Here is a 19,739-nt window from a genome sequence, read left to right as displayed (position 1 = left end):
TACGGGTGAGGCGGGGAACCACGGGTGAAGCGCTCGCCGCGCGCGCTTTCGTGACAGCTCGGCTGCGACCCCCCTTGCTTTTGCTGCGCGAGGACGGCTAAGTCTGGTTTTGCTCGAATGGTCCGTGCCAACGACAAGACGGCGAACAACCGCACCCCTCGGGAGCTCAACCGCTCCCTCGTCCTCGACCTCGTGCAAGAGCACGGCCCGATCTCCCGCACGAACCTCGCGCGGTTGAGCGGGCTGACCAAGCCGACGGTCTCGGCCATCATCGAGGAGCTGCTCGACAGCGGCAGCGTCCGCGATGTCGGGACCGAATCGCGCGGCGGGCGCCCGGCGCGGCTCCTCGAGTTCAACGACGACAGCGCGGCCTTCCTCGGCATCGAGATCGGTGTCGAGCAGACGGCCGTGGCCGTGGCCGACGCCCGCGGGCGGCTGCGGGCGCGGCTGGAGCAGCCCACCGTCCTGCGCGATCCGCACCGGACGGTCCGCGATATCGTCGAGCTCTTGCCGAAGGTGCTGCAGCTGAGTGGGGTGCCGCGGAAGCGGCTGCGCGGCGCCTGCGCGGTCTTGCCTGGGCTCATCGAGCGGCCGAGCGGCGTCTGCGTGCTTGCGCCCAACCTGGGCTGGGAGCGGTTCCCTGTGCGCGCGGAGCTCAGCCGCGCGCTTCGCATGCAGGTGCCTGTGTACAACCTGCCTCAGGCAGCGGCGGTGGCGGAAGGGGAGCTCGGCGCGGCGCGGGGGCACGCGTCGTATGTGTGGATCTATGTCGGGCTCGGCGTCGGCGCGGGCCTCGTCGCCGATGGACGTCTGTTCTTCGGGATGCAGGGATACAGCGGGGAGATCGGCCACTGCCGCATTGCGGACGACGGCCCGCCTTGCGGCTGCGGGCGCCGCGGATGTCTGGAGACGTTCGCCTCGGTCATGGCGCTCCGGCGCGCCGCGGAGGCGGCGTCGGCGCGCTCACCCCAGCTCGCCGCGCTCGCCCGCCCGCACGCCGTCAGCGCCATCGCGAGCGCGGCGCTCGCCGGCGACGAGAGCGCCCGCGCGATCTTCCACGAGGCGGGCACGCAGCTCGCGCGCGGCATCGCGGTCCTGCTGAACCTGCTCAACCCCCAGCTCATCGTGCTGGGCGGCGAGCTGCTGGCCGCGCCCGATATCCTGCTTGCCGGCGTGCGCGAGGAGCTGCCGCGCCACGCCGTCCGCGGCGGGGACGTGCCGGTCGTCGCCTCTCCGCTGGGCGGCGAGGCGGGCGTGCTCGGCGCCCTCCTGCTCGCGCGTGAGGGCGCGGTTCGCTCGCTCCGCCTCGTGCCCGACGGCGTGCTCCAGGACAGCGCGCCGTAGCTACCGGCGCCGCCGCGCGGGTCCGCCGGCGGTCTTCTTCTCTTCTGTTGGTTTCCCGAACCTCTACTTGGCTCGGGTTCTAGGCGAGCGAGGCGCGCTCTCCGCGCGCCGGGTCGCCCTTCGGGATGGTCGACCCGGACCGCCCCTCGGCGAGGAGCGGCGCGAACGCGTGGCGATCATGCCAGGTGAGGGCGCCGAGCAGGCCGAGGAGGACGACGGCGTTGATGCCGGCGCGGGGGTCGAGCAGCAGGTGGAACAGGGCGATGTTCACCACGACCGGCCATAACAGCGCGAGCGCGAGGGGACGGCGGCGGCCCTGGAGGAGCAGGACCGCGGCGGCGATCTCGACGACCTTGACGGCGTAGATGTAGCCGCTGTCGACAAGCAGCTGGACGAACGGGTGGAGCGGCTCGGGGACCGGCACGATGCGCACGAATCCGTTGATGCCGCCGAGCAGGACGATGAGGCCGAGGGCGACGCGGGCTGCGCCGACAGCGCGGGGGGGCATGGATCCTCCTTGGGTTCAGGGGATCACCATGGGCCCGGCCGTGTGGCCTCGGCTTGTACGAAGCGGCTGCGAGCGATCGAGCCCGGTGTGCGGCCCAGCGTGGCGACGATCGCGCGGGTCAGGTGGGCCTGGTCGTGGAAGCCACCGGCGAGCGCCGCCTGCGCCAGCGGGGTGCCGTCCGTGAGCGCCCGGATGGCCGTCAGCACGCGAAGGAAGGTCACGTAATCGCGCAGCGGGTGGCCGAAGGCGCCGTGAAACAGGTGGGAGAGCCGCGAGCGGGAGAGGCCGTCCGCGGCGGCGAGCGGGCCCAGCGCGGGGCGGCCCGGCGCCTGCTCCGCCAGGCGGCGCATGGCGCGGAGCACGCGGCGATCGACCTGCGGGCCGCCCGGCGCGAATGCACCGGCGCACGCCCTCATGAGCTCATGCGTCGCCGCGTGATCGAGCCGGCCGCGGAGCACGTCGCGCGCCGCCGCGCGCGCCCGCTCGGCCTGCGCGCCTTCGAGGACGAGCACCCGCCCGCGGGCGGCCGCCTGCGCGCCGGCGCCGAGCCCCTCGGGCGCAAGGAAGGTCGTCACCGTCGCGCCGGGAGAGCCGATGGAATGGGCGACCCCGGCGCCGGTGAGCACGGGCGCGCGCACCTCGAACGGCCGCCCGACCTCGGCCTCGATCTCGAGAGGCCCCTCGACCGGCACCACCAGCTTGACCAGGTGGAGCGCATGGCGGCGCGTCCCCCCGGCGCCCTCGACGATGTGCACGCCGCCGTGGCCGACAAGCGCCGTGTGCTCGAGGGCAGTCACGCTCGAGAGCACATCACGCGGGCGTGGACGCCGCAACCGGCGCAACCCGCGTGCCCTCGTTGACGCTGCTGCCTCGAGCGGGCATAGGGAGGAGATGCGCAGAATCGTTATCGAAGGGATGACCTGCGGCCACTGCGTCCAGGCGGTCTCGAAGGCGCTCGCGAAGGTCCCTGGCGTGACGCGGGTGAGCGAGGTGAGCCTCGAGCGCGGAGAGGCGGTCGTCGAGGGGAGCGCGGCGGCGGATGCCCTCCTCGCGGCCGTGCGCGAGGCCGGCTACGAGGCGCGCGACGCTGGCTGACGCCGCGGTGCGCCGCGGCGCCGAAACGCGGCCGCCTTTGGTATGGTGGCGGCCACCATGACGCGACAGCAGAGCGAAGAGGGTTTTCCGGAAGGGTTCCTGTGGGGCGCCGCCGCGGCGTCGTACCAGATCGAGGGCGCGGCGCACGAGGACGGCAAGGGGCCGTCCGTGTGGGACATGTTCTGCAGGAAGCCGGACGCCGTGTGGAACGGCCAGACGGGCGACGTCGCGTGCGACCACTACCACCGGTACCCGGAGGACGTCGCCCTCATGCGCGACATCGGCCTCCGCGCCTATCGACTCAGCACCTCGTGGCCGCGCGTCCTCCCGGAGGGCACGGGCGCCGTCAACGAGCGCGGGCTCGCGTTCTACGATCGCCTCGTGGACGCGCTGCTCGAGGCGGGCGTCGAGCCCCACATCACGCTGTTCCACTGGGACTTTCCTCTCGCGCTCTACCACAAGGGCGGGTGGCTGAACCGCGACAGCGCGGACTGGTTCGCCGAGTACACGAGCGTCGTGGTCAGGAAGCTCGGCGATCGGGTGAAGGACTGGATGACGCTCAACGAGCCTCAGGTGTTCGCCGGCGCCGGCCACTACGAGGGGCGCCACGCGCCCGGCGACCGGCTGCGCTTCGCCGAGGTGCTCCGGATCTGCCACCACGTCTTGCTCGCGCACGGCAAGTCGGTGCAGGCCATCCGCGCGGCGAGCCCCGGGAGGTGCAACGTCTATTATGCGCCCGTCGCGCAGGTGAAATACCCCGCGACCTCGTCGCCGGAGGATCTGGAGGCGGCGCGCGCGGCCACCTGGTCGGTGAACGCGCGGACCACGTGGACCAACACGTGGTGGATGGATCCCGTGTTCCTCGGCAGGTACCCCGAGGACGGGCTCCGCCTGTTCGCGAACGAGCTGCCCGAGGTCCGGAGCGGCGACATGGAGATCATCGCGCAGCCGGTCGATTTCTGCGGCGTGAACGTCTACTGGGGAGTCCCGGTGCGCGCCGGGGCGAACGGCGCAGCCGAGGTGGTGCCCCACCCGGTGGGACACCCGATCACCGCGTTCGAGTGGTCGGTCACCCCCGAGTGCCTCTACTGGGGGCCCAAATTCTTCCACGAGCGGTACAAGCGGCCCATCGTGATCACCGAGAACGGCCTGTCGACCCGGGACTGGATCTCGCTCGACGGGAAGGTGCACGACCCCCAGCGCATCGATTTCATGGCGCGTCATTTGATCGAGCTCCGCCGGGCGATCGCCGAGGGCGCGGTCGTGAACGGCTACTTCCACTGGTCGATCCTCGACAACTTCGAGTGGGCTCACGGCTACAAACATCGCTTCGGCCTCGTCTTCGTCGACTACCCGACGGGCCGGCGCGTCCTCAAGGATTCGGCGCACTGGTATCGCGAGCTCATCGCCTCGAACGGCGCGACCCTCGGGGGGTGAGCGGGGCAGCGTCGCGCGCCGCGCCTCGAACTCTGCGGCACACGAGCCGGCTGAACGGCGGGTGGTGGGGTACTCACCCTACCCTGCTCGAATGACGGAACAGCAGGACGCCAGAAGACGCCAGAGAACGCCAGAAGACGCCAAAATTTCTGTGTTTTTTTTCTTGGCGTCTTTTGGCGTTCTCTGGCGTCTTCTGGCGTTCAAAAGACACCATCTTCGGCCATAGCACCCCACCACCGAACGTCGCGACCCAGACGCGGGATGGGATGGTCGTGAGCTCCGCCGACCCGAGTGCGAAGGTGGCGTGAGGAAAGGCCATCCGCCCGTGATCGCCGGGCGAATGGCCGTGTCGCCGGCGCGCGCTGCGCGGCCGCTCCTCGATAAAGCGCCTCGGTCGGCTCAGGAGGCGATCGGCTCGTCGCCGTCTTCGTCCTCGTCGTCTTCGTCCTCGTCTTCGAGCGACTCGTCGCCTCCGCCCGCCAGGTCGTACCCGTGCGGATCGAACCCATCGAACATGGCCTGCAGGCGCTCGCTCAGGGAATCCCACGTGTCCGGCGGCTCGCTCGCCTGGCGGTCCCGCTCGGCCAGGGCGAGCGCGGCGGCGACCACCGCCGTCAGCGGGCGCGCGTCCTGGAGCACCGCGACCTTCGAGGCGTCGCCGCTGCACGCGTAAGCCAGCAGATACGCCCTGTAGATCTCCTCATTCGTCTTGTCGCTCATTCCTGATCCTTCGTCCTTGTCGTCCGCGCGCCGCCTGTCGCCCCGTCGCCGTGCTCTGGCCTCCTGGGCGCCGTGGAACGCGGGGGCGCGAGCCTAGCCCATCTCGGCGGCCCTCGGGACCGCGTCGCGCCGGGAGCCCGCGCCACGCGGGCGCGGTCGGCTCAGTAGCGCAGCCGGTCCCGCAGGGCGCGCACCGCGCGCTCGAGCCCCTCGTGGTGGTGGAAGCAGCACTGCCCGATGCGCGGCTGGCACTGCGACGAGCGGAGCATCTCCAGGAACACGAGCGCGCGCGCGTCCCCCTCGAGCGCCGCGCGCTCGAAGAGCGCCTCCTTGCGCCGGCAGGGGGCCTCGCGCAGCGCCACGGCGATGCGCAGCGGGACGCTCGCGCGCTTCAGCACCTCGGGGCGGCGGAGCAGCGCCGCCGCGCGCTTTCCGCCCTGCGTGCCCCCGTAGCCGCTCCAGATCTCGTAGGCGATGTCGAGGCCCTCCGGGCCCAGGCGGCTCTCCAGCGCGTCGAAGATCGCGTCCGCGCGGCCGTCGGTCCGGTACGAGCTCTTCACGGCGACGGCGGCCGCGGCCGTCATCACGTCGCGTTGCTCGAAGGCGGCGCGATCCTTCTCGAGCAGCGTGAGCAGCGCGCTCTCCGCGTCGCCCCACCGCTTCGCCCGGACCGTCGCCACGAGGCGCTCGCGCTCGGCCGGGAGGCCCGCGCCCTCGAGCGGCTCCGGGCCGGCGAGCGCCGCGCCCGACGCGCCCGCGTCCGGCGCCGCCGTGCCCGCGTCCAGCGCCGCCGCGCCCGCGTCCAGCGCCGCCGCGACGTCGGCCGACCCGGGGGCCGAGGCGCTCGCGACGGGCGCCTCGGAGGGGGCTTGCAGAGGGGTGCCGAGGGCATCCTGCGCCTGGACGGCCGGCGCCCCGGCGGGGGCCGTCTGCGCCGCCGCGGGCGCCGCCTGGAGCTCCGGGCCGGCGGCCGCCGGGGCGCCCGCGCGCAGCCAGCCTGCGCCCGCGGGCAGCCGGCCGAGGAGCAGCGCGCCCGCCGCGCCCATCGCGGCCACGGCGGCCACCCCGAGCATCCAGCCCCACGCGCGCCCTCTCGCTCGTGGCCGGCCTCCTGCCGCCCCGCGCGCTGCCTTCCCGGGCGCCCCGCCGCCCGCGCCGGAGGCCCCGAGCTGCAGGTCGAACCCATCGGCCTCGGCGCCGCCGGTCGCCGCGCCGCCAGCGGTGGATCCCCTGGCCGCCGCGCCCCCGGCCGCGCCCGGGCGGTCTTGCCCTGCCGGCAGCTCGGGCGGCATGGCGTGCGGGATCGCGCGCAGCGGGTCGCTGAGCCGCCACGACCCGCTCGAGAGCGGCTCCTTCCAGGGGAGGAGGCCGAGCGCCTCGGACCTCGGCACGGCCGCGTCGAGCGCCGCGAGCAGCGCGCGGGCGTTCGCGGGGCGCTCCGCCGGGTCCTTGCGCAGGATGCGCATCACGAGCGCCTCGAGCTCGCGCGGCGCCGCCGTGCCCGGGGCGCGCAGCCGGAGCGGCGGCGGCGCCGTGTGGAGCTGCTCGCGGAAGATCTCGACGGGCAGGATCGCGTCGAACGGGTGCTTCCCGGCGAGCATCTCGTAGAGGATGAGCCCGAGCGCGTAGAGATCGGAGCGCTCGTCGACGTGATCCATGCCCTGCGCCGCCTCGGGCGCCATGTACGCGAGCGTGCCGAAGACCATGCCGCTCAGCGTGATCCGGCCGGCGTCGGGCCGCGCCTCGCTGCTGTGCGCGTCCGTCGTGGAGAGGCGCTCGATCGGCACCTTCGCCAGGCCGAAATCGATGAGCTTCACGGCGTCGGTGCCGTCCTCGACCATGACGTTGCGCGGCTTCAGATCGCGGTGGATGACGCCGCGCTCGTGCGCCGCGGCGAGCGCCGCCGCGATCTGCCGCGCGATCTCCGCGGCGCGCGGGGCAGGCAAGGGGCCCTTCTTGATGATGCGATCGAGCGTCGTGCCGCGGACGTGCTCCAGCACGAGGAACCGGGAGCCGTCGGGGAGGGTGCCGAAGTCGGTCGCCGAGGCGATGTTCGGGTGCTGGATGTGCGCGCCCGCGATCGCCTCGCGCTCGAAGCGCGCCGTGAGCTCCGGGGAGCCCTTCGCCGCGGGCAGGAGGAGCTTCACGGCCAGCCACTTGCGCAGGAGCAGGTGCTCGGCCTTGTAGACCGCGCCCATCCCGCCCGTCGCCACGAGCTCCACGATCCGGTACCGGTCCGAGAGGACCGTCCCGACCAGCTGGGCCGCCGCGCTCTCCGCGAGCGCGTTGCTCGCGGCGGGCGGCGGATCGCCGGGGGCAGGGGGCGGGGGAGCGCTCACGTGGGGCGTGAACTGTCCGGCCTACCCCGATTTTTGTCAAAGGTGGGCTGATGTGGCGTGGCCGCGCCGGCTTGCCTATTGAATTGGCCGGGCGCCCGGGCCAAAGGATGCGCCATGGCCGATCCCGTCCACGCCCTCGCCCGCGCACTCCAGGCGGCGATCACCGCCGCGTTCGGCGCCGAGCACGCCGCGGTTGATCCTTCCCTGCGCCGCTCCACCCACGCCGACTACCAGGCGAACGCCGCCATGGCGCTCGGCAAGCGCCTCGGCAGGCCGCCGCGCGAGGTCGCCGCGGCGATCGTGGCGGCGCTGCAGCTCGACGGGATCTGCCGGAAGGTCGAGATCGCGGGCCCCGGGTTCGTGAACCTGACGCTCGAGGACGCCTACCTCACGCGCGAGCTCGCCGAGACGGCGGGCGGCGGGCGGCTCGGGATCGCGCCCGCGGCCGAGCCCGAGACGGTGATCGTCGACTACTCGGGCCCGAACGCCGCGAAGGAGATGCACGTCGGCCACCTCCGCAGCACGATCATCGGCGACGCCCTCGCGCGCGTGCTCGAGGCGCTCGGCCACCGCGTGATCCGCCAGAACCACCTCGGCGACTGGGGCACGCCGTTCGGCATGCTGATCGAGCACATGCTCGATCTCGGCGAGGCCGCGGCCTCGCAGGAGCTCTCGGTGGGCGATCTCGACGCGTTCTACCGGCAGGCGCGCGCCAAGTTCGACGGCGACGCGGTGTTCGCCGAGCGCTCGCGCCGCCGGGTCGTGCGGCTGCAGGGCGGCGACGAGCAGACCCTCGCGCTCTGGCGGCAGCTCGTGCGCGAGTCGACGCGCTACTTCGAGTCGGTCTACCGCCGCCTCGGCGTGACCTTGACCGACGCGGATTTCGCCGGCGAGAGCTTCTACAACCCGATGCTGCCCGACGTCATCGAGGAGCTCGGTCGCAAGGGGCTGGCGCGCGAGAGCGAGGGCGCCCTCTGCGTCTTCCCGGCCGGCTTCACCGGCAAGGGCGGCGAGCCGCTGCCGCTCATCGTGCGCAAGCAGGACGGCGGCTACGGCTACGCCACGACCGATCTCGCGGCGATCCGCCACCGCCTCACCACGGTCGGCGCGCGCCGGATCGTCTACGTCGTCGGCGCGCCGCAGAGCCAGCACTTCGCGATGGTCTTCGCGACCGCGCGCGAGGCGGGCTGGCTCGCGCCGCCGGCCCGGGCCGAGCACGTGGCGTTCGGCTCGGTGCTCGGGGCCGACAAGAAGATGTTCAAGACGAGGAGCGGCGACACCGTGAAGCTCTCGGACCTGCTCGACGAGGCCACGGAGCGCGCGTCGAAGGTGGTGCGGGAGAAGAACCCCGAGCTCGACGCCGAGGCCGCCGATGCCGTGGCGCGGGCGGTCGGCGTGGGCGCGGTGAAGTACGCCGATCTCTCGAGCGACCGGATCAAGGACTACGTATTCGACTGGGATCGCATGCTGGCGTTCGAGGGGAACACGGCGCCCTACCTGATGTACGCGCACGCCCGCATCCGGTCGATCTTCCGGAAGGCCGGCGTGGAGTCGCCGCGCGAGGCCGAGATCGTGCTGAGCGAGCCGGCGGAGCGGGCGCTCGCGCTGGAGCTGCTCCGGTTCGGCGCCGTGCTGGAGGACGTGGCGGCCACGCTCGAGCCGCACCGCCTGTGCGGTTACCTGTTCGAGCTCGCCGGTTCGTTCACGAGCTTCTACGAGCGCTGCCCGGTGCTCCGGGCCGAGAGCGACGACGTGCGCCGCTCGCGCCTCGCGCTCTGCGATCTGACGGCGGAGGTGCTGGCGAAGGGCCTCGGCCTGCTCGGGATCGAGGCGCCGGAGCGGATGTAGCGCGTCAGGCAGCGGCGCCCGACCCTGCCTGCGTCCGGCGATCGCGCGTCCGCCTGAGGATGCGCACCTGCCTGAGTTGCGCGTGCCTGTCCGCGCATTCGAACCGAGGTTGCGCTCGCCCGCTCGAGGTTGCGCGCGACGTCGGTCCGTTCTCTCTGGCAAAGTGCAGCATGATCGAACAACGATTGGCTCTCCCCTGCGCCGGCATGGCCGTGATGGCGGTGCTCGCCGTCGCATTCGGGTGCTCCGCGGTGGGCGGCGCGTCCGTGCAGGGGGGTGGGGGAGACGGGCGCGAGGAGCCCTCGGGGACCCTCGGCGAGGACGGCCCCGGCGGGCTCGATGAGCCGGGCGAGCCAGGGCTGGGACCCGGTGACGCAATCCCCATCACCGATCCCAACGTGGATGGCGACGGGGACGGGTTCACGCCCGCGGAGGGCGACTGCAACGATGTTGATGGAAATGTGAATCCAGGCGCGATCGAAGTCGAGGTCACCGAGCCTGACGCGAGCGGCCAGATCCCCGCGCCGGCGGACGAGGATTGCAACGGGGTGATCGACGACGTGCCGCCGCCGTGCGACGAGGGCCTCTCGCTGGAGGACTTCGATCCGGCGAACGGGGCCAAGGCGATCGACCTTTGCGCCGTGGCGTCCCGTGAGGACAGGCGGTGGGGTGTGCTCTCCGCGAGGTATGTCCGCGGGGACGGCTCGCCTGCAGAGCGGTCGCCCGCGGTTGGCCTCTTCGATGGGTTCGGCCCCAACGTGCACGTGCAGGGCGGCGCGCGCCTGCTCGCGCTATCGACGGGGAGCGCACGCCTGCCTGGCCACCCCGACGCCTGCTGGTCCGGGAGCTGCGCGAGCTATGGTCCCGGCTCCGCGCCGCCCGGGTTCCCTCAGGACAACCCTTCCTGTCCTCCGTCCAGCTTCATCAACGACGACGTCGGCCTCGAGGTCGTCCTCCGCGCGCCGACGAACGCGACCGGCTACGAGTTCCTCTTCAAGTTCTATACGTTCGAATACCCGGAGTGGGTCTGCGAGGACTTCAACGATCAGTTCGTCGCGCTGGCGACGCCCGCGCCTCCCGGGTCGTACAACGGCAATCTCTCGTTCGACGGGGAGGGAAGGCCGGTCAGCGTCAATATCGCGTTCTTCGATGTCTGCGACGGATGTCCGCTCGGCTCGAGTGAGCTCGTCGGGACGGGGTTCAGCCCGCGCCGCGACGGCGGCACCCGGTGGCTCAAGACCCGCGCGCCGGTGCATGGCGGCGAGGAGATCTCGCTCCGGTTCATCCTGTTCGACACCGGCGACGATCGCTTCGACTCGACCGCGCTCATCGATGGCTTCCGCTGGATCGCGACCGGCGGCACGGTCAGCCTGGAGACGGTGCCCGTGGTCCAGTTCCTCTGAGGCGAGGGCGCTCTTCCCACGGCGGGCGCTCCGGGCTACCGGCACGTCCGGCAGTCCCCGCCGCAATCCACGGCGAGCTCGCTTCCATTCAGGACCCCGTCGTCGCACGAGGGCGGCTGGCAGACACGCTCCCTGCACACGCCGGACCCGCAGTTCTCGCCGGTGAGGCACGCCTCGCCCGCGGGGCAGAGCGGGCACGAGCGCGTGCCGCAGTCGACGCCGGTCTCGAAGCCGTTCGCCACGCCGTCGACGCAGGTCGGAGCCTGGCAAACCCCCAGGCGACACACGCCCTCCTTGCAGTCGATGCCCGTCTCGCACGAGGCGCCGAAGCCGCAAGGCTTGCACGAGCCGCCGCAGTCGCGGTCGGTCTCTCCTTCGTCCTCATCCGTGACGTCATTGCTGCAGTGCGGGGGGATGCAGGCGTCCGCCGTGCAGGTCCAGCCCTTGAGGCACTCCTCGCAATTCCAGATCTGGATGACACCACCACTCCCCTCGCAGGAAAGGAAAAAAGGCGCCGTCAGCCCCAATGCAATGACGCGTCGAAGCATGGTGCTCGCTCTTCTCGTAGTTGATGGTCTGGTGACGATGACAGTACATCATGCACGGGCATCGAGGGCACCGATCTGGCTTTTTGCGCGCGGATTTATAGCATTCCGGACTGGTGGTCCGGATTGTCAAATAATCGACATGAAGTGGTCCTCGGCGTGCGAGCGCCCTGATCCGACGCGCGGAGATCGGACACGCAGAGATGGGACGTGCAGAGTAAGGCGGGTGAGGAGAGGGGAGGGGGCTCATCCACCACGCGCCACGCGAGAGGGGCCGCAGCGGCCGTTCTCTACGGATCGGCAGGAGCGCGCCGCTCGATGGCTCTCGCGCCCGACAGGACCGCACCGAGCGCGCCGGCTGGACGGCGATGGGAAGAGGGGACTGAGAAGGCGCGCCTGGGCTCCTTCACGGGCGGCGCGCTCCTCACGCGAGGCGGCGCGCGCCGCGTGGCCGGGCGGCGCGCTCCTCACGCGAGGCGGCGCGCGTCGCGCTCAGGTGCGGGCGGCGGCGCGGCGCGCTGTGATGAAGGATCGCACGCAGAGGGCGACGTAGCCCGCCGAGAGGACGGCCATCACGGACTGGGCGATGACGGCCGGGGGGCGCGCCACGTCGCCGCCGGAGAGCAGCGTCGGCAGCTGGGTCAGGCCCCGGGCGGAGCCGAGGAAGCCGAGGACGCCGACCATGGCCGACGCGTGCATGGCGTGCATGCGGTACTTCTCCTGTCGCGCGAGCAGGCCGAGCCCGATCGCGACGACCCCGAAGCCGGCCGGGATGAGCGCCGTCGGCGCGCTCGTCGCCGCGAATCCGCCGACGCCGAGCGCTGTGAGCAGCGCGCCGTAGCCCATGGTCAACGTGGACATGCTCGACATGAAGAGCCTCCTTTTCTTTCGGAGGCCCGGGATACCGCGCCGGGCGCGCGTCCGCCACCGCATCCGCTCGCCCGCCGCGCGCCCGCGACCGCGGCCGCCCGTGATCGTCGCGCTCGCGTCCCTCAGCCCTCGCGCCCTCGCCGGTCTTTGCGGGCGGAGCGCTGCGGCGTGGTTAGAATTCGCCGTCCATGCTCGGCCTCTCCCGCCTGCGGGACAGCTTTGCCTACACACCACGGACGCTCCAGCTCGTCTGGCGCTCGTCGAAGGCGGCGAGCGTCGCCCTCGGCGCGCTCACGCTCGCCGCGGCGGCGCTGCCGCTCGGGGTGGCCTACGTGGGAAAGGCGATCACGGACGCGGTGGTCGCCCGCGACGAGCGCGCGGCGCTCGTGTGGGTCTCGGTCGAGCTCGGCCTCGTGGCCGCGCTCGCGCTCGCGCAGCGCGGGCTCTCGCTGACGCGGCAGCTGCTCGGCGCGCGGCTCTCGATCGACATCCACGGGATGATCCTCGAGAAGGCGCTCTCGCTCTCGCTGGTCCATTTCGAAGACCCCGAGTTCTACGACCAGCTCACCCGCGCGCGCCGCGAGGCGTCGTCCCGCCCCGCCGCCGTCGTGACCGAGAGCTTCTCCCTCGTGCAGAACCTGATCACGCTCGCGGGGTACGCCGCGCTGCTCGTCGGGTTCAGCGCCCTCGCGGTGCTCGCGCTCGTGCTCGCGGCCGTCCCCGCCACGGTCGCCGAGGCGCGCTTCTCCGGCGCGGCGTTCCGCCTCCGGAACTGGCGCTCTCCCGAGGCCCGCCGGCTCAACTACCTGGAGTACGTGCTCGCCAACGACGGCCACGCCAAGGAGGTGAAGCTCTTCGGGCTCGGGCCGACGTTCCTCGAGCGGTACAAGGCGCTCGCGGCGTCGTTCTACCGGGAGGACAGCGCCCTCGCGGTCCGCCGCGCCGGGTGGGCCTATGGCCTGTCGCTCCTCGGTACCGCCGCGTTCTACGGCTGCTATGGCGCCATGGCGGCCGGCGCCGCGGCGGGGCGCCTCTCGCTCGGCGAGATGGTCCTTTACGTCGCCGCCTTCCGGCAAGGCCAGCAGGCGTTCCAGGCCGTGCTCGCCGGCGTCGGCGGCATGTACGAGCACAACCTCTACATGTCGAACCTCTTTCAGTATTTGTCCATCCCGACCGGCGAGCCGCCCGCGCCGCAGGCCGGCCGCGGAGACGCGCCTGCGCCCCTGCCGGCCGACCGCGGAGACGCGCCTGCGCCGCTGGCGGAAGGCGGCGCGCGCGACCGGGGCGTGCGGTTCGAGGGGGTCGGCTACCGGTATCCTGGCCAGTCGCGCTGGGCGCTCCGGGGGATCGATCTCCACATCCCGAGCGGTCAGAGCCTGGCGCTCGTCGGGCACAACGGCGCCGGAAAGACCACGTTCATCAAGCTGCTCGCGCGGCTGTACGAGCCCACCGAGGGGCGAATCCTGCTCGACGGCAAGGATCTCCGCGCCTGGGAGCCCGACGCGCTCCGCCGGAGGATCGGTGTCGTCTTTCAGGACTTCAACCAATACCAGCTCACGCTGCGCGAGAACGTCGGGCTGGGCAGCGTCGAGCACCTCGCGGACGAGCCGCGCGTGGCGCGCGCGGTCGCCGAGGGCGGCGCCGACGAGGTCGTGACGGTCGTGCCCGGGGGCCTCGACGCGCAGCTCGGGCGCTGGTTCAAGGGCGGGGTCGAGCTGAGCGGCGGGCAGTGGCAGAAGGTGGCGCTCGCGCGCGCCTTCATGCGCGAGCAGGCGGACATCCTCGTGCTCGACGAGCCGACCGCCGCGCTCGACGCCGAGGCGGAGCACGCGGTCTTCCAGCGGTTCCGGTCCCTGTCCAAGGGGCGGACGACCATCGTCATCTCTCACCGCTTCCCGACCGTGCGCATGGCCGACCGCATCGTCGTGCTCGACGGCGGGCGCATCGTCGAGGAGGGCACCCACGACGAGCTCGTCGCCCGTGGCCAGCGCTATGCCCGCATGTTCGCGCTGCAGGCCGAAGGGTACCTGTAGCGCCGCCGGCGCGGCGCGTTCGGCGCGCCGGCGAGCGGGCGCGCTCCTCACGCGGGGCGGCCTGCCTTCTCGGGGGCTCAGGCGAGCTCTGCCTGCTAGGCTCGCGCTCATGCGCGACACGCTCCCCAAGGAGGTCGGCCAGGCGGTCCACATCCTCCGGTTGCTCCGTGGGCTCAGCATGCAGGAGTTCGCGGAGCGGGCGCAGCTCTCGGCCACGTACCTGCGGCAGGTCGAGCGCGGCGAGCGGGATCTCGGGCTCGGCGCCCTAGGCCTGATCGCCCAGGGGCTCCAGTGCGAGCCGCGCCTCCTGCTCCCCGGCGACGGGCGCAGCCCTGTCGGCTCCATCGTGGCAGAGCGCTTTGACCAGGCCGAGGAGACGCTCCAGAGCGCGATCCTCTTTCTGCTCATGGAGCCTGACGATTCACCGAGAAAGCAAGCAATGCTCGCCCTCGCCAGCGAAGATCCGGAGCGCGCACGCCCGGCGGCTCCGCCCAAGTCGCCCCGCCCGGAGCGCGCTTTTTCAGGGCGTATTACTCCGCCGTCGAGCCGTCGTTCCGGAAAGTGATAGACCCGCCTCGCGCGCTCCGCGGCGCCGGTCCGCGCTGGCGACGGCTTCCGCGCGCCTGAGACCTCTGTTACTGTCCCCGCCAACCGATGTTCCCCGCGCCGTGTCCGGGGGTGTCATGGACTCGAACCTCGTGCCGGAGGTCCGACGCAGTGAGCAGAATCTTTTGGGCTGATCCAACACCGCAGCCAGCATTGAAGAACGCGCGCCGCGCTGTCCTCTCCTTCCAGGGCGCGAGGCCTGAATCCTCCGTGCCCGTCGCGCGGATCGAGGCGGAGGGGCCATGGTGATCCTCGGGCAGGAGTTCGCGGGGTACACCATCGTCGCGAGCCTCGACTCTCCCGCTCCGGCGGAGGCGTATCGCGCGCTCGACGCGGATGGCCGCGAGGTGACGCTCTATGTCCAGGAGGGCATGGGCATCGACGCCGATGCGTTCCGCGGCGCGCTGGAGAGGCTCCTCTCGCTGTCTGCGCGGGTGCACGGCATCGTGCCTGTGATCGCGGGCGGGATGGAGGGAGACGCGGGGTGGATCGCTGCCCGGCAGAGCGACGATCCCTCGGTGGAAGATCTGCTGCCCCGGCTTCGCTCGGTCGCGTACGAGCTCGTCGTCGACGTCGCGCGGACGCTGGGCGCCGCGCACGCGCTGGGGCTCTCGCACGGGGATCTCGGCCCGCACACGGTGGTGATCACCGGTCAGGGCGCCGCTGTCCTGAGGGCGTTCGGGCTGCACACGCTGTTCGGGGCGCCCGAGGACGCCATGGCGGATGCGGCGCGGTACCGGGCGCCGGAGCTCTTCGATTCTCGCGCGATCGATGAACGAACCGACGTCTACGGGCTCGGGATGCTGCTGTATTGCCTCCTCGGGGGCCAGCGCCCGTTCGACGGCCGCGACGATCTGGATGTGTGCGCGCTCGACGAGGTGCCGCCGCCGCTCGAGGGCGTGTCGGCCCAGGTGAACGAGGCGCTGGCCCGGGCGCTCGCGAAGGACCCTGACGCGCGATTCCAGACGGTCCACGAGCTCATGGCCGCCGTGCGGCCGCTGCTCGTGGGCGCGGCGCCGCTCGCGGGGGGCGCTCCGCCGCCGGGGGGGCCGCGCCCTCGAGCAGCGGCCGCCTCGTCGCTGCAGGAGCCGGCGCCGGATACGGAGCGGAGCGTGCCCGCTCCGGCGTCCCGCAACACGCTGCCCACCGGGACCCTCCCTCCGGAGGCCATGCGGCACCCCGTCGTCGAGATCGCCGCGCCGCGCTCGCGCAGCAACGTCCTGCTGGCCGGCGGAGCGCTGCTGCTCGTCGCGCTGACGAGCGCCGCCGTCGCGGTGCCGTTGAGCTCGTACATCGCCCGACGTGGGATACCGCCCTCACCCGCCGGGCCGCCGGTTCACGTGAGTGATCCACATCACAATGAGCCGACAGCCTCCCCGGTACAGTGCGACCCCGGCGTCTCCGAGGCGGCGGGTTCTGCCGTGGAGGCGCCGGCGACGAAATCCGGGGTGACGCGCCGTGTTGAGCCCGCCCCGCTGGTCGCGACTCCCGCCGTGGAAGCCAAGGGTAGCCCCGGGCAACGGTGGTACGGCGACCAGCTGTTCTGAGGCAATCGCGCAGGCCGGGTAGCAAACGACACCCCGGCGGATTGGGGCCGCCGGGGTGTCTACGCCGCAGACCTCGTGCCGGAGGCCTGGACGCATGGCTACCCTACTCAATGCATTGCCTCGATCGATCGAATTTTCTCGCTTCGAGGACAATTTTTCTTCGATTGCCAGCAGAACCGCCTTTTCGGCGGGATTTTGGAGGGCGGGCGGCGGGTGAACCGACCGAGGTTGAGGGCGGGGTGCCGACCGAGGTTGAGGGCGGGACGCCGACCGAGGTTGAGGGCCGGGTGAACCGACCGAGGTTGAGGGCGGGGCGCCGACCGAGGTTGGGGATGCCGGCGCAAGCCCTAGGGCCCGGTCGGCCCTCGGGCGCCCCTCGGCTCGCCGCGATCGCTCAGCGGAGCTCGTTCCCCGGGAGCGGCTGGAACACGTTGGCCCGGTACCACCTGAGCTCCTCGATCGACTCGCGGATGTCGTCGAGCGCGCGGTGGATCTCGCGCTTCTTGGGCGCGGCGCGCAGCGGATACCAGCGGCGCACGAGTTCCTTGAGCGTCGAGACATCCACGATGCGGTAGTGCAGGAAGGAGAGGAGCTCCGGCATGTAGCGCTGCAGGAAGGCGCGGTCCTTCCACACGGAGTTGCCGCACAGCACGGCCGTCCCCTTGTGGCAGTGCGCCTCGAGGAACGCGCGCGTCTCGGACTCCGCGTCGCCGACCGAGAGCGTGGACGCGCGGATGCGCTCGAGGAGCCCCGAGCGCTCGTGGAGATCGCGGACGAAGTCGCTCATTCCCGCGAGGACGCTCTCCGGCTGGTGGATGACCAGGCACGGCCCCTCGGCGACCACGGTCAGGTCGGGCTCCGTGACGATGGTCGCGATTTCCACGATCGCACACGAGCTCTCGTCGAGCCCCGTCATCTCGAGATCGACCCACACCATGCGCTGCGACCGGTCCGTCATCGGCGGCGAGCATAGCCGATCCGCGCCGGCTCAGGTCCACCGAGAGCCGGCGCGACCAGGCTGCCCCGGGAACGGGCGGTGTGCTAAGCACGGGCCGGACACCGGGCTCGGAGGCCTGTCATGCGAGACGTCTTCATCGTGGATGCCGTTCGCACGCCGCGCGGGCGCGGCAAGGCGGGCAAGGGAGCGCTCTCGGGCGTGCACCCTCAAGAGCTCCTCGCGCAAACGCTCAATCGCCTGGCCGAGAAGACCGGGATCCGCAAGCAGGACGTCGAGGATGTGGTCGTCGGGTGCGTGACCCAGGCGGGCGAGCAGGGCGCGTGCATCGCGCGCACCGCCATCCTCGCGGCCGGCTGGCCGGACATCGTGACCGGCGTGACCGTCAACCGCTTCTGCGGCTCGGGCGCGCAGGCGGTGAACTTCGCGGCGATGGGGGTCATGTCCGGCCAGCAGGAGGTCGCCGTCGGCGGCGGCGTCGAGAGCATGTCGCGCGTGCCGATGGGCTCGGACGGCGCGCCCCTCGACGGGAACAACCTCGCCCTCCGCAAGAAGCTCGCGATGGTCCCGCAGGGCATCTCGGCGGACCTCATCGCCACGATCGAGGGCTTCTCGCGCGAGGACGTCGACCGCTTCGCGCTGGAGAGCCAGCGCAAGGCCGAGCGGGCCGCGGGCGAGGGGCGCTTCGCGAAGAGCCTCTTCACGGTCGTCGATCTCGACGGCAAGCCGCTGCTCGACAGGGACGAGCACCCGCGGGCCGGGGCGACGATGGAGGCCCTCGCGAAGCTCGAGCCGGCGTTCGCCAGCCTCGGCTCGACGCCGATGGGCCCCGCCGGCGAGACCGTGGATGCGCTGGCGCTGGCGCGCTATCCGCAGGTGGCGTCGATCCGGCACGTCCACACGGCGGGCAACTCGAGCGGCATCGTGGACGGGGCGGCGGTCGTGCTGCTCGCGTCCGGCGACTACGTGAAGGCGCACGGGCTCGCCCCCCGGGCGAGGATCCGCGCCACGGCGACGGCCGGCGCCGAGCCGGTGATCATGCTGACGGCCCCCGCGCCCGCGTCGGAGCGCGCCCTCAAGAAGGCAGGCATGCAGGCGCGCGACGTCGATCTCTGGGAGATCAACGAGGCGTTCGCGGCGGTGCCGCTGCAGACGGCGCGCAAGCTCGACATCGACCTCGACCGCGTCAACGTGAACGGCGGCGCGATCGCGCTCGGGCACCCGCTGGGCGCGACCGGGGCCTGCCTCATCGGGACGGCGCTCGACGAGCTCGAGCGCACCGGAAAGGCGACCGCGCTGATCACGCTGTGCATCGGCGGAGGGATGGGCGTGGCGACCATCCTCGAGCGGGTGTGAGCCGCTCCGGCGCGGCGATGGGGGTGCGCGACGATCACGGGAGCGCCTCGGACGAGCACCGGCACGGGCGCGGCGCTCGACGCGGCGAGGGGCACGATCACGGGCATCACCATGCCCCGGGGCACGACCACGATCACGGCCATGACCACGACCACGGCGACCCGCAGCACCACGACCACAGCCACGATCTCCGGCGCGCGCCGCTCCGCCGGCTGATCGCGGCGTTCGCGCTCACGACGTCGTTCCTGGTCGTCGAGGCGGCGGTCGGGTGGTGGTCGAAGAGCCTCGCCCTGCTGGCCGACGCGGGCCACATGCTCGCGGACGCCGCGGCGCTCGGCCTGGCCATCATCGCCCAGCGCATCGCGGCGCAGGCGCGGACGCGCGAGCGGACGTACGGCTTCCGGCGCGCCGAGGTGCTCGCGGCCTTCGCCAACGGCATCGCGCTGGCGCTGACGGCGATCTGGATCTTCATCGAGGCGGCCCACCGCTGGCGCGCGCCCCAGGCGGTGCACGCCGAGGCGCTGGCGATCACCGCGGCGCTGGGGCTGCTCGTGAACGTGGTCGCGGCGCTGCTGCTCTCGACCGGCGAGCACGGGCACAACATCAACACGCGGGCCGCGCTGGCGCACGTGCTGTCGGACGCGCTCGGCTCGGTCGGCGCCATCACGGCGGGCGTGCTCATCCTCGCCTTCGGCTGGACGCGGGCCGATCCGGTGATCAGCGCGGCCATCGGCGCCCTCGTGCTCTGGGGCGGCTGGCGGCTCGTGCGCGACACGTCCCGCGTGCTCATGGAGGGCAGCCCGATCGAGATCGATCTCGCCCACGTCGAGGACACCATCCGGAGCGTGCCCGGGGTCGTCGACTTCCACGATCTGCACGTCTGGTCGATCTCCGACGGCTTCAACGTGCTCACCGTGCACGTCGTCCTCGCCAAGGGGCACCATGGCACGAACGTGGCCGCCGCGGTGGCCCGGCGGCTGCGCGAGAAGCACGCGCTCACCCACTGCACGATCCAGCCGGAGCCGCTCCAGGAAGAGCTCCTGGTGACGCTCAGGCGGCCGGGCGCCGGGGCGCCGGGCGCGGACGGGCCCGCGGGCGACCGAAGCGGGTGACCGCCGCTCGGCGACGCGTGT

General features: G+C 72.4%; 17 protein-coding genes. 10 read left to right on the top strand and 7 right to left on the bottom strand.

Annotation, left to right across the window (positions count from 1 at the left end):
• The first annotated feature begins 117 nt into the window (after positions 1-117).
• On the top strand, positions 118-1,344 hold the full coding sequence (locus WMF11_RS42945; RefSeq protein ID WP_437545982.1) for an ROK family protein: 1,227 nt from the start codon (positions 118-120) through the stop codon (positions 1,342-1,344).
• Positions 1,345-1,423: 79 nt separating this feature from the next.
• Here the strand turns inward: WMF11_RS42945 and WMF11_RS42940 are convergent, their stop codons facing one another.
• Together WMF11_RS42940 and WMF11_RS42935 are read right to left on the bottom strand one after the other, a co-directional pair.
• Entirely contained in the window at positions 1,424-1,852 is a 429-nt protein-coding gene (locus tag WMF11_RS42940) for a membrane spanning transport protein (protein WP_437904860.1), read from the bottom strand.
• Between the two features lie 23 nt (positions 1,853-1,875).
• Positions 1,876-2,649 carry a helix-turn-helix domain-containing protein gene (locus tag WMF11_RS42935; RefSeq protein WP_437904859.1) on the bottom strand — a complete coding sequence of 258 codons (774 nt, stop codon included), beginning with the start codon at positions 2,647-2,649 and terminating at the stop codon, positions 1,876-1,878.
• 94 nt (positions 2,650-2,743) lie between these two features.
• Between WMF11_RS42935 and WMF11_RS42930 the strand changes: the two genes are divergently transcribed.
• Together WMF11_RS42930 and WMF11_RS42925 are read left to right on the top strand one after the other, a co-directional pair.
• A complete protein-coding gene (locus tag WMF11_RS42930) occupies positions 2,744-2,947 on the top strand; it encodes a CopZ family metallochaperone (RefSeq protein ID WP_437904857.1) in 204 nt (67 codons plus the stop codon).
• A gap of 57 nt (positions 2,948-3,004) precedes the next feature.
• Positions 3,005-4,384, top strand: coding sequence for a GH1 family beta-glucosidase (locus WMF11_RS42925; RefSeq protein ID WP_437974871.1), 1,380 nt, complete (start codon positions 3,005-3,007; stop codon positions 4,382-4,384).
• 399 nt (positions 4,385-4,783) lie between these two features.
• Here the strand turns inward: WMF11_RS42925 and WMF11_RS42920 are convergent, their stop codons facing one another.
• The gene (locus WMF11_RS42920; RefSeq protein WP_437545973.1) at positions 4,784-5,104 is read right to left on the bottom strand and encodes a hypothetical protein; all 321 of its coding nucleotides are present in this window, start codon (positions 5,102-5,104) and stop codon (positions 4,784-4,786) included.
• Positions 5,105-5,265: 161 nt separating this feature from the next.
• Positions 5,266-7,443 carry a protein kinase domain-containing protein gene (locus tag WMF11_RS42915; protein ID WP_437974870.1) on the bottom strand — a complete coding sequence of 726 codons (2,178 nt, stop codon included), beginning with the start codon at positions 7,441-7,443 and terminating at the stop codon, positions 5,266-5,268.
• Between the two features lie 114 nt (positions 7,444-7,557).
• Between WMF11_RS42915 and argS the strand changes: the two genes are divergently transcribed.
• On the top strand, positions 7,558-9,291 hold the full coding sequence (gene argS, locus WMF11_RS42910) for an arginine--tRNA ligase (RefSeq protein WP_437974869.1): 1,734 nt from the start codon (positions 7,558-7,560) through the stop codon (positions 9,289-9,291).
• A gap of 170 nt (positions 9,292-9,461) precedes the next feature.
• A complete protein-coding gene (locus WMF11_RS42905; protein WP_437904851.1) occupies positions 9,462-10,694 on the top strand; it encodes a choice-of-anchor L domain-containing protein in 1,233 nt (410 codons plus the stop codon).
• Between the two features lie 35 nt (positions 10,695-10,729).
• On the opposite strand, the gene WMF11_RS42900 is transcribed toward WMF11_RS42905, so the two are convergent.
• Together WMF11_RS42900 and WMF11_RS42895 are read right to left on the bottom strand one after the other, a co-directional pair.
• Positions 10,730-11,242, bottom strand: a complete 513-nt coding sequence (locus WMF11_RS42900) for a hypothetical protein (protein ID WP_437545965.1) — start codon at positions 11,240-11,242, stop codon at positions 10,730-10,732.
• Positions 11,243-11,731: 489 nt separating this feature from the next.
• Positions 11,732-12,109 carry a hypothetical protein gene (locus tag WMF11_RS42895; RefSeq protein WP_437545963.1) on the bottom strand — a complete coding sequence of 126 codons (378 nt, stop codon included), beginning with the start codon at positions 12,107-12,109 and terminating at the stop codon, positions 11,732-11,734.
• A gap of 188 nt (positions 12,110-12,297) precedes the next feature.
• On the opposite strand from WMF11_RS42895, the gene WMF11_RS42890 reads away from it, so the two are divergent.
• From WMF11_RS42890 to WMF11_RS42880, 3 genes are all read left to right on the top strand, one after another.
• Complete coding sequence (locus WMF11_RS42890; protein WP_437974868.1) at positions 12,298-14,142, top strand: ABC transporter ATP-binding protein; 1,845 nt, start codon at positions 12,298-12,300, stop codon at positions 14,140-14,142.
• 109 nt (positions 14,143-14,251) lie between these two features.
• Positions 14,252-14,707 carry a helix-turn-helix domain-containing protein gene (locus WMF11_RS42885; RefSeq protein ID WP_437545959.1) on the top strand — a complete coding sequence of 152 codons (456 nt, stop codon included), beginning with the start codon at positions 14,252-14,254 and terminating at the stop codon, positions 14,705-14,707.
• 283 nt (positions 14,708-14,990) lie between these two features.
• Positions 14,991-16,295, top strand: a complete 1,305-nt coding sequence (locus WMF11_RS42880; protein WP_437974867.1) for a serine/threonine protein kinase — start codon at positions 14,991-14,993, stop codon at positions 16,293-16,295.
• 394 nt (positions 16,296-16,689) lie between these two features.
• On the opposite strand, the gene orn is transcribed toward WMF11_RS42880, so the two are convergent.
• Entirely contained in the window at positions 16,690-17,253 is a 564-nt protein-coding gene (gene orn / locus WMF11_RS42875) for an oligoribonuclease (RefSeq protein ID WP_437904847.1), read from the bottom strand.
• 120 nt (positions 17,254-17,373) lie between these two features.
• On the opposite strand from orn, the gene WMF11_RS42870 reads away from it, so the two are divergent.
• Together WMF11_RS42870 and WMF11_RS42865 are read left to right on the top strand one after the other, a co-directional pair.
• Positions 17,374-18,606 carry an acetyl-CoA C-acetyltransferase gene (locus WMF11_RS42870; protein WP_437974866.1) on the top strand — a complete coding sequence of 411 codons (1,233 nt, stop codon included), beginning with the start codon at positions 17,374-17,376 and terminating at the stop codon, positions 18,604-18,606.
• On the top strand, positions 18,603-19,718 hold the full coding sequence (locus WMF11_RS42865) for a cation diffusion facilitator family transporter (RefSeq protein ID WP_437904845.1): 1,116 nt from the start codon (positions 18,603-18,605) through the stop codon (positions 19,716-19,718). Before WMF11_RS42870 ends, WMF11_RS42865 begins: the two co-directional genes overlap by 4 nt.
• Positions 19,719-19,739 lie beyond the last annotated feature (21 nt).

It is taken from the genome of Sorangium sp. So ce295, assembly GCF_051527405.1.
GTDB lineage: Bacteria > Myxococcota_A > Polyangia > Polyangiales > Polyangiaceae > Sorangium > Sorangium cellulosum_B.
This window is presented reverse-complemented; position numbering and strand designations above follow the sequence as displayed.